10 protein-coding genes are annotated in these 13,307 nt (G+C 65.9%); all 10 read left to right on the top strand.

The annotated features are described in order from the left end of the window. Positions 1-27: 27 nt before the first annotated feature. The 10 genes from ACSQ3S_RS10335 (at position 28) to ACSQ3S_RS10290 (ending at position 13,307) form a co-directional block, all read left to right on the top strand. Positions 28-1,296, top strand: coding sequence for a M48 family metallopeptidase (locus ACSQ3S_RS10335; RefSeq protein ID WP_353405550.1), 1,269 nt, complete (start codon positions 28-30; stop codon positions 1,294-1,296). After that, entirely contained in the window at positions 1,293-1,661 is a 369-nt protein-coding gene (locus ACSQ3S_RS10330; RefSeq protein ID WP_436142305.1) for a 4a-hydroxytetrahydrobiopterin dehydratase, read from the top strand. Before ACSQ3S_RS10335 ends, ACSQ3S_RS10330 begins: the two co-directional genes overlap by 4 nt. After that, positions 1,658-2,566 carry a ribosome small subunit-dependent GTPase A gene (rsgA, locus tag ACSQ3S_RS10325; protein ID WP_436142304.1) on the top strand — a complete coding sequence of 303 codons (909 nt, stop codon included), beginning with the start codon at positions 1,658-1,660 and terminating at the stop codon, positions 2,564-2,566. The genes ACSQ3S_RS10330 and rsgA overlap by 4 nt, the downstream gene beginning before the upstream one ends. An 82-nt stretch (positions 2,567-2,648) precedes the next feature. Beyond that, positions 2,649-5,483, top strand: coding sequence for an ATP-binding protein (locus ACSQ3S_RS10320; protein ID WP_436142303.1), 2,835 nt, complete (start codon positions 2,649-2,651; stop codon positions 5,481-5,483). A gap of 127 nt (positions 5,484-5,610) precedes the next feature. Then, on the top strand, positions 5,611-6,537 hold the full coding sequence (gene argF, locus ACSQ3S_RS10315; protein ID WP_176653526.1) for an ornithine carbamoyltransferase: 927 nt from the start codon (positions 5,611-5,613) through the stop codon (positions 6,535-6,537). Positions 6,538-6,569: 32 nt separating this feature from the next. Then, complete coding sequence (locus ACSQ3S_RS10310; protein WP_176653525.1) at positions 6,570-7,802, top strand: argininosuccinate synthase; 1,233 nt, start codon at positions 6,570-6,572, stop codon at positions 7,800-7,802. Between the two features lie 113 nt (positions 7,803-7,915). Further along, complete coding sequence (locus ACSQ3S_RS10305) at positions 7,916-9,730, top strand: methyl-accepting chemotaxis protein (RefSeq protein WP_436142302.1); 1,815 nt, start codon at positions 7,916-7,918, stop codon at positions 9,728-9,730. 57 nt (positions 9,731-9,787) lie between these two features. After that, a complete protein-coding gene (locus ACSQ3S_RS10300; RefSeq protein WP_436142301.1) occupies positions 9,788-11,602 on the top strand; it encodes a methyl-accepting chemotaxis protein in 1,815 nt (604 codons plus the stop codon). A gap of 11 nt (positions 11,603-11,613) precedes the next feature. Next, positions 11,614-12,066 carry a chemotaxis protein CheW gene (locus ACSQ3S_RS10295; RefSeq protein WP_436142300.1) on the top strand — a complete coding sequence of 151 codons (453 nt, stop codon included), beginning with the start codon at positions 11,614-11,616 and terminating at the stop codon, positions 12,064-12,066. Beyond that, entirely contained in the window at positions 12,063-13,307 is a 1,245-nt protein-coding gene (locus tag ACSQ3S_RS10290; protein WP_436142299.1) for a CheR family methyltransferase, read from the top strand. The genes ACSQ3S_RS10295 and ACSQ3S_RS10290 overlap by 4 nt, the downstream gene beginning before the upstream one ends.

Here is a 13,307-nt window from a genome sequence, read left to right as displayed (position 1 = left end):
AATCCGCCATTTTCTCACAGGCATAGAATGTATTCACTCGCGTTTTCGATTTTGTTTGTTTCTTTCATCATTTTGACGCTGATCGTGCGCTTCTGGCTCGCCTCGCGCCATATCCGCCATGTGCTGGCGCACCGCAGCGCCGTGCCGGCCGAATTCGCCGAGCGCATCCCCCTGGCCGCCCACCAGAAGGCCGCCGACTACACCGTGGCCCGCACCAAGTTCGGCCTGGTCACGCTGCTGGTCAATACCGTGGTCCTGATCGGATTCACGCTGCTGGGCGGCCTGCAGTGGCTGTCGCTGGAGATTTTCAAGCTGACCGGCGCCGGCATGGTCTACCAGCTGGCCCTGCTGGCCGCGTTTGCCGCCATCTCCGGCGCCATCGACCTGCCATTCGACTATTACAAGCAGTTCGGCCTCGAGCAGCGTTTCGGTTTTAACAAGATGAGCAAGGGCCTGTTCTTCGGCGACATGGTCAAGGGCATGCTGCTGGGCGCCGCCATCGGCCTGCCGCTGGTGTGGGTGATGCTGACCCTGATGGAAAAATCGGGCAACCTGTGGTGGCTGTACGCCTGGCTGGTGTGGAGCGGCTTCCAGCTGCTGATGATGGTGCTGTTCCCGACCGTGATCGCGCCGCTGTTCAACAAGTTCACGCCGCTGGAAGACCAGTCGCTGAAAACCCGCATAGAAGGCTTGATGGCGCGCGTCGGCTTCGCCTCCAAGGGCTTGTTCGTCATGGACGGCTCCAAGCGCAGCGCCCACGGCAACGCCTACTTCTCCGGCTTCGGCGCCAACAAGCGCATCGTGTTCTTCGATACCCTGCTGTCGCGCCTGCAGCCGCAGGAAATCGAGGCGGTGCTGGCGCACGAGCTGGGCCACTTCAAGCTCAAGCACATCATCAAGCGCATCGCCATGATGTTCGCGCTGTCGCTGGGCTTCCTGGCGCTGCTGGGCTACCTGAAGAACCAGCTGTGGTTCTACACCGGCCTGGGCGTCGACCCGCTGCTACTGCCCGGCCAGGGCAACGACGCCATGGTGCTGCTGCTGTTCATGCTGACCCTGCCGGTGTTCACCTTCCTGTTCGGCCCGCTGACCTCGATCAGCTCGCGCAAGCACGAATTCGAGGCCGACGCCTTCGCCGCCCAGCACACCGACGCGCGCGACCTGGTGTCGGCGCTGGTCAAGATGTACGAGGACAACGCCTCGACCCTGACGCCGGACCCGCTGCACTCGGCCTTCTACGATACGCACCCGCCGGCGAGCGTGCGCATCCGTCACCTGCACGCGGCGGCAGCATGAGTACGCCCATCGCCACCGCCGCCGACCTGCTGAACCGCAACTGCCGTCCGGCCAGGGACGCGCTGGACGCCGCCGAAGCCGCGCGCCTGCTGGCGCTGGTGCCGGGCTGGTCGCTGGAGGATGGCAAGCTGGTCCGCACCTTCGGCTTCAACAACTACTATCGCACCATGGCCTTCGTCAACGCGCTGGCTTACCTGAGCCACGCCGAAGACCATCACCCGGAAATGACCGTGACCTATAAAACCTGCGTCGTCCGCTACGACACCCATTCGGTCAACAAAGGCCAGGGCGGGCTGTCGGACAACGACTTCATCTGCGCCGCCAAGGCCGGCGTGCTGTTCCATTCGGCGGCGGTGAAGGCATGAGCAAGCCCCAGCAGCTGACCGCCACCATCATCGCCGCCCACGGCCGCCATTACCTGGCCGAGGCCGACGGCGTCAAACTGCAGTGCGTCACGCGCGGCAAGAAGACCAACGTCGCCGTCGGCGACCTGGTGCACGTCACCCTGACCTCGGCCGACCAGGGCGTGATCGACAAGATCGCCGAACGCAAGACGCTGCTGTACCGCTCGGACCAGTACAAGTCCAAGCTGCTGGCGGCCAACCTGACGCAGCTGTTCATCGTCGTCGCCACCGAACCCGGCTTCGCCGACGACCTGGTGTCGCGCTCGCTGGTGGCGGCCGAGGCGGCCGGCATCACCGCGCGCCTGATCCTCAACAAGACCGACGTCACCGCGTCGCTGGAACGCACCCGCGAGCGCCTGCAGCCGTACGCCTCGCTGGGCTACCCGGTGCACGAGGTGTCGGCCAAGGCGCGGCCGGACGAGGCGCTGGCCATCCTCGGGCCGCTGCTGGCAGGCCAGTCGTCGATCCTGATCGGCCAGTCGGGCATGGGCAAGTCCTCGCTGATCAACCTGCTGGTGCCGGACGCCGACATCGCCGTGCGCGAGATCTCCGCCGCGCTCGACACCGGCAAGCACACCACCACCTTCACCCGGCTGTACCAGTTGCCGGAGCTGGGGCCCGGCTCGTCGATCATCGACTCGCCCGGCTTCCAGGAATTCGGCCTCTACCATTTGAGCGAGGGCATGCTGGAGCGCGCCTTCGTCGATTTCGAGCCCTACCTCGGCCATTGCAAGTACTACAACTGCCGCCACCTGATCGAGCCGCAATGCGCGATCCTGGCGGCCGTGGCCGAGGGCAAAATCGCTAAAATGCGGCATACGCTGTACGGCCAGCTGCTGCACGAATCGTCCCAGACCCTATTTTAAAAAAAACAATTGTCATAGCCTAAGCGCAATCTGCATTTGCAGACTATAATTCCTCAAGGCAATTTCCGCCCAAGGATTACCGATGGACATGTTTGCTGTCGACGACGAAGTAGCGCAATGGGAAGCGGCCCTGCTGCCCTTGCGCGGCCCGGCGCGGCTGCCGCTGCTGGTGCCGCTGGCCTGGCACCTGCGCCAGCGCGACACCGGCCGCGCCGTCGAACTGGCCAGCGAAGGCCTGCAGCTGCTGCCGGCCACCGCGCTGGGGCCCGACGAGATGCAACTGATCGCCGCGCGGCTGCAACTGGTCCACGGCGAGGCGCGCTGGCTGGCCGGCGAGCTGGACGCCGCCGCCTGCATCGTCGAACAGGCTTACCAACAACTGTGCTCGCTGGGCGACCACCAGGGCTGCGCCGACGCCCACTGGCTGCGCGCCTGGATCGCCATCGACCGCGGCGAGCACCGCCGCGGCGAGGATGAACTGGAACTGATGGCCTCGGCCGCCGGCCAGGTCGGCGACGACCAGCGCATCGCCGTGGCCGACGCCGCCAACGCCCGCTGGGCGGTGCTGCACGACCTGCCCGCCGCCGAGCGCCGCTGGGGCCAGCGCTTCGCCGCCGATCCGCAGTCGCACCACCCCGCCGTCTCGGCCTGGATCTACGACTACCACGGCCTGGCCGCCAGCCAGCACAGCGACTACGGCGGCGCCGCGCGCTACTACATCCATTGCTATGAAACGGCGCTCGAGACCGGCCAGCTGCGCGTGGCCATCACCGCCGCCATCAACATCGGCCTGAATTTCACCATCCTCAACGACCACCACTCGGCGCTGGAATGGATGCAAAGCGCGCTGGACCTGGCGCGCCCGACCGGCTGGCCGCGCAGCATCGGCGCCTGCCTGATGCACACGGCCGACACCATGCGCCGCCTGGGCCGCCTCGACGCCACCGAGGAACTGCTGCAAGAAGCGCTGCAGATCCTGACGCCGCTGTCGGGCGCGCGCAGCTACGCCAACGCGCTGTCCTACCTGGGCGACCTGGCGCTGGACAAGAACGACTACGGCGCCGCGCTGGACGCCTTCCGCCGCATGGAGCAGCGCGCCGACGCGCTGCAGCAGGCCGACTTCCAGTCGATCGCGCGGCGCGGCCAGGCCCACGCGCTGTGCTATCTGGAGCGGCCGCAGGAAGCGCTGCAGATGGCCCACCACGCCGTCGAGCTGGCGGCCGGGCAGTCCAACCTGGTCAACCACGTGGCGGCGCTGCGCGTGCTGTCCGAGATCCACCGCCGCCATCCGCTGCCGCCGCCGGCCGGCATGACCGAGCAAAACGCCACGCTGCACTACCTGCACCAGGCGCTGGAAGTGGCCTCCGGCATCAACGGCTACACGCTGCCCGGCGACCTGCACGACGCGCTGGGACGCGAGTACGCGCAGGCCGGCGACTACGCCAAGGCTTACCAGTCGGCGCAGGCCGCCGCCGCCGCGCGCGAAAAGATCCACAGCCAGGAAGCCACCAACCGCGCCATCGCCATGCAGGTGCACCACCAGACCGAGCACGCGCGCGCCGAGGGCATGCACCACCGCGAGCTGGCCGCGTCCGAGGCGCACCGCGCGGAAATCCTGCAGCAGACCAGCGCCACGCTGGAGCGCCTGTCGGCGATCGGCCAGGAGATCACCATCCACCTCGACGCCGGCGCCGTGTTCCAGGCGCTGAACCGCCACGTGCAGGCGCTGCTGGCGGCCGACACCTTCGCCATCTACCTGTGCGACGCCGGCGGCGACACCGTCAGCCGCGCCTTCGGCATCGAGAACGGCCGCGCGCTGCCGGCCAACACCATCGCCGTCGACAACCCGCGCGCCAACTCGGCCCGCTGCCTGCGCGAACGGCGCGAGATCTATGTCAAGGAGGCCGGGCCGGACGACATCTTCCTGGCGCCGGGCAGCCAGCTGATGGTCAGCGCGCTGTATGTGCCGCTGCTGGTGGGCGAACGGGCGCTGGGCGTGATGACGGTGCAGGCCAGGCACGCGCGCGCCTACGGCGAGCGCGAACGGCTGATCTTCCGCACGCTGTGCGCCTACGGCGCCATCGCGCTCGACAACGCCGACGCCTACCGCCAGCTGCAGGACGCGCAAACCCAGCTGGTGTCGCAGGAAAAGCTGGCGGCGCTGGGATCGCTGATGGCCGGCGTGGCGCACGAACTGAATACGCCGATCGGCAACAGCCTGCTGATCGCCAGCACGCTGGCGCAGAAAACCGAGGAGCTGGAGGCGCAGGTCAACGGCCCCGGGCTGCGCCGCTCGGAACTGGCCGGCTACCTGGCCGACGCCCGCAAGGCGCACGAGCTGGTGATGCGCGGCCTGACCAGCGCGGCCGACCTGGTCAACAGCTTCAAGCAGGTGGCCGTCGACCGCACCACCGAGCAGCGCCGCGTGTTCCAGCTGCAGCAGGTGTCGCACGAAGTGATCGCGACGATGATGAACCGCGTGCGCGCCGCCAACCACCGCATCGAGATCGACGTGCCGGAGCTGATCTCGATGGACAGCTATCCCGGCCCGTTCGGCCAGGTGATCGCCAATTTCATCAACAACGCGCTGCTGCACGCGTTCGGGCGCGACCGCAGCGGCACCATGTGGCTGCGCGCGGCCCTGCCGGCCGACAACCGCGTGGTCGTCACCTTCGGCGACAACGGCGGCGGCATCGCGCCCGAGCACATGTCGCGCATCTTCGATCCCTTCTTCACCACCAAGCTCGGTCAGGGCGGCAGCGGGCTGGGACTGTCGATCAGCTACAACATTGTCACTTCGCTACTGGGCGGCCATATCAGCGTCCACAGCTCGCGCGACGGCACCGTCTTTACCCTCGATCTCCCTCTGACGGCGCCCGAGCACCAGATCGCGGCGGCCACGCAGATCTACAACTGAGCACGACAACCTGTCTAGACAGCATAAACCACGGCAATTAGCCCTATCCACCGAATTGCCTTTATAATTGTTCGGCTAAGCCGGCCAGGCACCTCGCCCCAGGCCCGCTCACCTGTCAGTTGTCACTATGTCTATTCAAAAACCGATCAAGCATTACCTGCAGTTTTCCGACTTCACGCTGGCCGAATACGAGTACGTCATCGAACGCGCGCACCTGATCAAGCGAAAATTCAAGAACTACGAGATCTATCACCCGCTGATCGACCGCACGCTGGTCATGGTGTTCGAGAAGAACTCGACCCGCACCCGCCTGTCGTTCGAGGCCGGCATGCACCAGCTGGGCGGCGCGGCGATCTACCTGAACACGCGCGATTCGCAGCTGGGCCGCGGCGAGCCGGTGGAAGACGCCGGCCAGGTGATGAGCCGCATGTGCGACATCATCATGGTGCGCACCTTCGGCCAGGACATCATCGAGCGTTTCGCCGCCAATTCGCGCGTGCCGGTGATTAACGGCCTGACCAACGAACACCATCCATGCCAGGTGTTCGCCGACATCTTCACCTACTACGAGCACCGCGGCCCGATCACCGGCAAGACCGTGGCCTGGGTCGGCGACGCCAACAACATGCTGTATTCGTGGCTGCAGGCGGCCGAGGTGTTCGGCTTCCACGTCAACGTGTCGACGCCGAAGGGCTACGACATGGACATGTCGCTGGTCTCGACCGACCGCTACACCTTCTTCGAGAACCCGTCCGACGCCTGCGAGGGCGCGCACCTGGTCAACACCGACGTCTGGACCAGCATGGGCTACGAAGAGGAAAACGCCGCGCGCCTGAAGGCTTTCGACGGCTGGATCGTCGACAGCGCCAAGATGTCGCGCGCCGCGCCGGACGCGCTGTTCATGCACTGCCTGCCGGCGCACCGCGGCGAGGAAGTCTCGGCCGACGTCATCGACGGCCCGCAGTCGGTGGTCTGGGATGAAGCGGAAAACCGTTTGCACATCCAGAAGGCCCTGCTCGAATACCTGCTGATCGGCCGCATAGAAAACAACTAACCAAGCAACATACACCACCAATTGGAACTAGCATGAGCGATATTAAAAAAGTAGTCCTCGCCTACTCGGGCGGCCTCGATACCTCCGTCATCCTCAAATGGCTGCAGGATAACTACCAGTGCGAGATCGTCACCTTCACCGCCGACCTGGGCCAGGGCGAAGAGCTGGAACCGGCGCGCGCCAAGGCGATCAAGTTCGGCATCAAGCCCGAGAACATCTACATCGACGACGTGCGCGAGGAATTCGTGCGCGACTTCGTGTTCCCCATGTTCCGCGCCAACACCGTGTACGAAGGCGAATACCTGCTGGGCACCTCGATCGCGCGTCCGCTGATCGCCAAGCGCCTGATCGAGATCGCCAACGAGACCGGCGCCGACGCCATCTCGCACGGCGCCACCGGCAAGGGCAACGACCAGGTGCGCTTCGAACTGGGCGCGTACGCGCTCAAGCCGGGCGTGAAAATCATCGCCCCGTGGCGCGAATGGGATCTGCTGTCGCGCGAAAAACTGCTGAAGTACGCGGAAGACGCCGGCATCGAAATCGACATGAAGCACAAGAACGGCGGCGCACCGTACTCGATGGACGCCAACCTGCTGCACATCTCCTTCGAAGGCCGGCACCTGGAAAACCCGAGCGCCGAAGCCGAGGAAACCATGTGGCGCTGGAGCGTCAGCCCCGAGGCGGCGCCGGACCAGGCCGAGTACCTGGACATCGAATACGAAAAAGGCGACATCGTCGCGCTGAACGGCGTGCGCATGTCGCCGGCCACCGTGCTGACCGAACTCAATCGCCTGGGCGGCAAGCATGGCATCGGCCGCCTCGACCTGGTCGAGAACCGCTACGTCGGCATGAAGTCGCGCGGCTGCTACGAAACCCCTGGCGGCACCATCATGCTGAAGGCGCACCGCGCCATCGAATCGATCACGCTGGACCGCGAAGTGGCCCACCTGAAGGACGACCTGATGCCGCGCTACGCGTCGATGATCTACAACGGCTACTGGTGGGCGCCGGAGCGCGTCGCGATCCAGACCCTGATCGACCACACCCAGGCCACCGTCAACGGCTGGGTGCGCGTCAAGCTGTACAAGGGTAACGTGATCGTCGTCTCGCGCGATTCGAAGACCGACTCCCTGTTTGATATGAACATCGCCACCTTCGACGAGGACGGCGGCGCCTACAACCAGGCCGACGCCGGCGGCTTCATCAAGCTGAACGCGCTGCGCATGCGCATCGCCGCCAACGCGCGCCTGAAGCGCGGCCAGTAAGCCATATCAGGCATGACCAGCAAGGCCGCTCGATGAGCGGCCTTTTTTTTGTCCTCCACTGCGGGCGACAAAATGATACATTGCTCCCACAGTCTGATCGGAGTGGAGCGCATATGCTGGAAAACCTGAGTATCAAGACAAAACTCGCTATCGGTTTCGGCGCCATCGTCGCCATCATCCTGGTTCTGTTGACTGTCGCCTATGTCAATTTCAGCAAGCTGTCCGATGCCAGCCAATGGGACAAGCACACGCTGGAAGTGCTGCGCGAGGCGGACCGCAGTTCGATCGCTGTGCTGGAACTGCAGTCGGCGGAACGCGGCTATCTGCTCAGCGGCGACGACAAGCTGCTCGCGGCCAGCGCCGACGCCGAAGCAGACCTGGCAAGCCGTCTCGCCAAGCTGCAGGCACTCACCTCGGACAATCCGGCGCAGCAGGAACGCCTGCTCAAGTTGCAGGCACTGGTCAAGGACTGGCTCACGCAGGTCTACCACCCGCTGATCGAGAAGCGCCGGGCGCTGGGCCAAAGCGCCGGTGCGGCCGACCAGTTGGGACACGGCGCCGAACTGCGCTCCGGCTCCCGCAGCATGGCCGCCATCCGCGCCCTGATCGACGAAGCCACCGCCGAGGAAAACCGCCTGCTCGAGCTGCGTGCGCGCACCTCGTCGGCACTGCAGCACACCATGACGCTGGTACTCGGCATCGGCGGCGTGGTGTGCGTGGCGCTGGCGGTGCTGATCGGACTGGCCCTGCTGCGCGCCATCATGTACCCGGTGGGCAGCCTGATGGAAGCCGTCGGCAAGATCGCCGCAGGCCAGCAGGACGCCCGCGCGGCCGTCGTGTCGGGCGACGAGCTGGGCCAGGTGACGATGGAATTCAACCGCATGGCGCAGGCGATCCAGGACAGCCAGGCCAACGAACTGGCGGCCACCAACCTGCTCAAGTCCAAGGTCGACTCGCTGCTGGCCGTGGTCTCGAAGGCGGCCGCCGGCGACCTGACCGGCAGGATCGAGGTGGCCGGCAGCGACGCCATCGGCCAGCTGGCCCATGGCCTGGACCGCATGTTCGAGAACCTGCGCGCGCTGCTCAACAATGTGCAGAAGGCCGGCATCTCGGTCACCACCTCGGCCACCGAAATCGCCGCCTCGGCCAAGCAGCAGGAGGCCACCGGCATCGAGCAGGCGCAGACCAGCGTCGAGATCCTCAGCACCACCAAGGAAATCTCCGCCAACACGGCGCAGCTGCTCAAGACCATGGAGGACGCCACCGCCGTCGCCGACTACACCACCAGCGCCACCGCCGACGCCCAGAACAACCTCAAGCGCATGGACAGCACCATGCAGCACATGGTCTCGGCCACCGACTCGATCAACGCCAAGCTGGCCGCCTTGTCGGAGAAGGCCTCCAACATCAACAGCGTGCTGATCACCATCACCAAGGTAGCCGACCAGACCAACATCCTCTCGCTCAACGCCGCCATCGAGGCCGAGAAGGCCGGCGAGGCCGGACGCGGCTTCTCGGTGGTGGCCACCGAGATCCGCCGCCTGGCCGACCAGACCTCGGTGTCCACCTGGGACATCGAGCAGATGCTCAAGGAGATGCAGTCGGCGGTGTCGGCCAGCGTGATGGGCATGGACAAATTCTCCGAGGAGATACGCCGCAGCGTCGGCGAGGTGCGCCAGGTGACGGACCAGTTGTCCGGCGTAATGGACCAGGTGCAGAAACTGGCGCCGCAGTTCGACGCCGTGCTGCAGGGGATGCAGTCGCAGGCGGTGGGCGCGCAGCAGATTTCGGAAACCATGATACAGCTCAACGACGCCACCCAGCAGACCGTCGAGTCGCTCAAGGCCACCAGCGAGGCGGTGCACCAGCTGCAGTACGCTGCGGGCAATTTGCAAACCAGTGTCGCCAACTTTGCCGTGGCCGCCTGAGCGTGGGACAATGTTATGTGAACCGTGCCGCGTGAACCGCGGCCACTGGAGAAAAAAATGTTTAAAGACCTGAGCATCAAGAAGAGGCTGTACCTGAGTTTTGGCGCCATCCTGGCCATCATCCTGGTGCTGCTGTCGATCGCCTACAACCGGTTCAACAGCCTGTCCGACGCCAATGCCTGGGACAGGCACACGATGGATGTGCTGCAGTCCATCGACACCCTGCGCAACGACCTGCTGCAAGTACAGGTGGAGGCGCGCGGTTATTACCTGACCGGCGCGCCCGAGCGCTTTACCCGCACCCACAAGGAATTGGCGGACCTGCCCGGCTCCCTCCAGCAGCTGCAAAAACTGGCCTCCGACAACCCGGAACAGGTCGCCCGCTTCAAGAAGCTGGAAAGCATGATCGACGTATGGGCCAAGGACGTCATCGAATCGCAGCTGAAAATACGCCAGGACCTGGGGGACAAGCCCGGCGCCGCCGACGCCATGGGTCATACCGGATCGCTGGCCACCGGAAACACGGCCATCACCGATATCTACAAACTCATGACCGATGCGACCGACGACGAACGCCGGTTGCTGGCCCGGCGCACGGAGGCGTCCGCCCAATTGCAGGAAACCATGCGCCTGCTGCTGTCGGCCGGCGGCCTGGCATGTATCGTGTTGTCGGCGGTGGTGGCGTGGCTGCTGGCACGGTCGCTGCTGACGCCATTGAACAACCTGACCCACGCCGTCGGCCGCATCGCCAGCGGCGTGCAGTCGGCGCGCGCGACCGTACTGTCGGCCGATGAGCTGGGCCAGGTGACGACGGAATTCAACCGCATGGCGCAGGCGATCCAGGACAGCCAGGCCAACGAACTGGCGGCCACCAACCTGCTCAAGTCCAAGGTCGACTCGCTGCTGGCCGTGGTTTCGAAGGCGGCCGCCGGCGACCTGACCGGCAGGATCGAGGTGGCCGGCAGCGACGCCATCGGCCAGCTGGCCCATGGCCTGGACCGCATGTTCGAGAACCTGCGCGCGCTGCTCAACAATGTGCAGAAGGCCGGCATCTCGGTCACCACCTCGGCCACCGAAATCGCCGCCTCGGCCAAGCAGCAGGAGGCCACCGGCATCGAGCAGGCGCAGACCAGCGTCGAGATCCTCAGCACCACCAAGGAAATCTCCGCCAACACGGCGCAGCTGCTCAAGACCATGGAAGACGCCACCGCCGTCGCCGACTACACCACCAGCGCCACCGCCGACGCCCAGAACAACCTCAAGCGCATGGACAGCACCATGCAGCACATGGTCTCGGCCACCGACTCGATCAACGCCAAGCTGGCCGCCTTGTCGGAGAAGGCCTCCAACATCAACAGCGTGCTGATCACCATCACCAAGGTGGCCGACCAGACCAACATCCTCTCGCTCAACGCCGCCATCGAGGCCGAGAAGGCCGGCGAGGCCGGACGCGGCTTCTCGGTGGTGGCCACCGAGATCCGACGCCTGGCCGACCAGACCTCGGTGTCCACCTGGGACATCGAGCAGATGCTCAAGGAGATGCAGTCGGCGGTGTCGGCCAGCGTGATGGGCATGGACAAATTCTCCGAGGAGATACGCCGCAGCGTCGGCGAGGTGCGCCAGGTGACGGACCAGTTGTCCGGCGTGATGGACCAGGTGCAGAAACTGGCGCCGCAGTTCGACGCCGTGCTGCAGGGGATGCAGTCGCAGGCGGTGGGCGCGCAGCAGATTTCGGAAACCATGATACAGCTCAACGACGCCACCCAGCAGACCGTCGAGTCGCTCAAGGCCACCAGCGAGGCGGTGCACCAGCTGCAGTACGCGGCGGGCGGTTTGCAGACCAGCGTCGCCAACTTCGCCGTCGCGGCCTAGGCGGGCGGACGATGAAGCTGCTGATCTTCCACATCGGCGCCGACCGCTATGGCCTGCGCCTGCGCGATGTGGTGCGCGTCGTGCCGCAGCTGGAACTCAAGCATCTGCCGCTGGCGCCGGACGCCGTCGCGGGCCTGATGGATTTTCACGGCCAGTCGGTGCCGGTGATCGATCTGTGCCGCGCCAGCGGGCTGCCGGCGGCGGCCGATCATTTCGACACCCGCATCATCGTGGTGAACTATCGCCCGCCGGAAGCGCCGCAGGACAGCAGCCACCTGCTCGGCTTGCGCGCCGAGCGCGTGCTGGGCGTGCAGGACGTGGACGAGGCGCAGCTGGCCAGCAGCGGCGTGCAGGCGGCGCCCTTCCTCGGCCAAGTCGCCAGCGATGGGCGCGGCATGCTGCAGCTGGTCGAACTTGAACAACTGCTGCCGGCGTCGCTGCGCGCGCTGCTGTTCCAGCCATGACACCCGTCCAGGCCATGCTGCACGGCGCCACCGGCTTGAGCGTATCGAAGTCGGCGGCCGAACGCGCCATCCGCAGCCGCATGGAGCTGCTGGCCGCGGCCAACGAGGACGACTACCTGGAGCGGATGACGCCGGAGGAGCTGACGGCGCTGGTCGAGCTGGTGGTGGTGCCGGAATCATGGTTTTACCGCGATCCGCAGGCCTTCCAGGCGACCGCTGAATTCGTCCGCGCGCGATTGGACGCCGACGCCGGCCGCACGGTGCGCATCCTGTCCGTTCCCTGCGCCGGCGGCGAGGAACCGTACACGCTGGCGATTGTGCTGAGCGACGCAGGTATCCCGCACGGCAGCTACTTCATCGACGCGCTGGACATCAGCCCTGCCTGCGTGGCGCGCGCCACCGACGGCGTCTACGGACGCAATGCCTTCCGCAGCCAGGACCTGGGCTTCCGTGACCACCACTTCACCGGCATCGGCGACGAGGAGTACCGGATCTCCGCCGCCATCCGCAGGCAGGTGCGCTTCAGGCAGGGCAACCTGCTGGACTTCGATGTGAGCGCGCGGCGCGGCTATTACGACGTGATCTTTTGCCGCAATCTGCTGATCTACTTCGACAAGCCGACCACCAGGGCCGCGATCGCCCAGCTGGAAGCCCTGCTGACGGATGGCGGCGTGCTGTTTGCCGGCTACGCCGAGGTACCCTCGTTCTGCCAGTTCGGCTTCATGCCGCTGCAGTATCCGCAGGCATTCGGCCTGAAGAAAGAGGCGCTGCCGTCCGCACCGGCCGCAAGAGCCGCCGCCAGGCAGGCGGCCGGCGCCGCGCCGATGCGGGCTCCGCGCACGCCGCCGCCGACGACGGCCCGGCGCAGCGTCGCCCGGCCGCAGCCGGTACCGGTCCAGGCCACCTTGCCGGCGCCGGCAATCGCCATCGACCTGCTGGCCGAAGCGCGCAAGCTGGCGGACCTGGGCCAGCTGAAGCAAGCCGAAACCAGATGCCGCGACCATCTGGCGCAGGTGCCGGATTCCGCCGAAGCGTATTTCATCCTCGGCCTGGTGAACGAATTGACGAACAGGCACCAGCTCGCGGAAGACTACTGGAAGCGCTGCATCTATCTGCAACCGGATCACTACGAGGCGCTGTGCCACCTGGCCCTGCTGGCCGACAGCAACAACGACCCGGCCACCGCAACCGCGCTGAAGGCGCGCGCCGCGCGCATCTACAAACGCCAGCAGGCATCGTAA

This window comes from Duganella sp. LjRoot269 (assembly GCF_964254095.1).
GTDB classification, from domain to species: domain Bacteria; phylum Pseudomonadota; class Gammaproteobacteria; order Burkholderiales; family Burkholderiaceae_D; genus Rugamonas; species Rugamonas hordei.
Note: the sequence above shows the minus strand (reverse complement) of the source record. Positions and strands in the feature narration are given on the sequence as shown.

Excerpts from the sequence above, each read along its gene's own strand:
- ACSQ3S_RS10330 (WP_436142305.1), top strand. The coding sequence starts at position 1,293 with ATGAGTACGCCCATCGCCACCGCCGCCGACCTGCTGAACCGCAACTGC.
- argF (WP_176653526.1), top strand. The coding sequence starts at position 5,611 with ATGTCTATTCAAAAACCGATCAAGCATTACCTGCAGTTTTCCGACTTC.
- ACSQ3S_RS10305 (WP_436142302.1), top strand. The coding sequence starts at position 7,916 with ATGCTGGAAAACCTGAGTATCAAGACAAAACTCGCTATCGGTTTCGGC.
- ACSQ3S_RS10300 (WP_436142301.1), top strand. The coding sequence starts at position 9,788 with ATGTTTAAAGACCTGAGCATCAAGAAGAGGCTGTACCTGAGTTTTGGC.
- ACSQ3S_RS10335 (WP_353405550.1), top strand. The coding sequence starts at position 28 with ATGTATTCACTCGCGTTTTCGATTTTGTTTGTTTCTTTCATCATTTTG.
- ACSQ3S_RS10320 (WP_436142303.1), top strand. The coding sequence starts at position 2,649 with ATGGACATGTTTGCTGTCGACGACGAAGTAGCGCAATGGGAAGCGGCC.
- ACSQ3S_RS10295 (WP_436142300.1), top strand. The coding sequence starts at position 11,614 with ATGAAGCTGCTGATCTTCCACATCGGCGCCGACCGCTATGGCCTGCGC.
- ACSQ3S_RS10290 (WP_436142299.1), top strand. The coding sequence starts at position 12,063 with ATGACACCCGTCCAGGCCATGCTGCACGGCGCCACCGGCTTGAGCGTA.
- ACSQ3S_RS10310 (WP_176653525.1), top strand. The coding sequence starts at position 6,570 with ATGAGCGATATTAAAAAAGTAGTCCTCGCCTACTCGGGCGGCCTCGAT.
- rsgA (WP_436142304.1), top strand. The coding sequence starts at position 1,658 with ATGAGCAAGCCCCAGCAGCTGACCGCCACCATCATCGCCGCCCACGGC.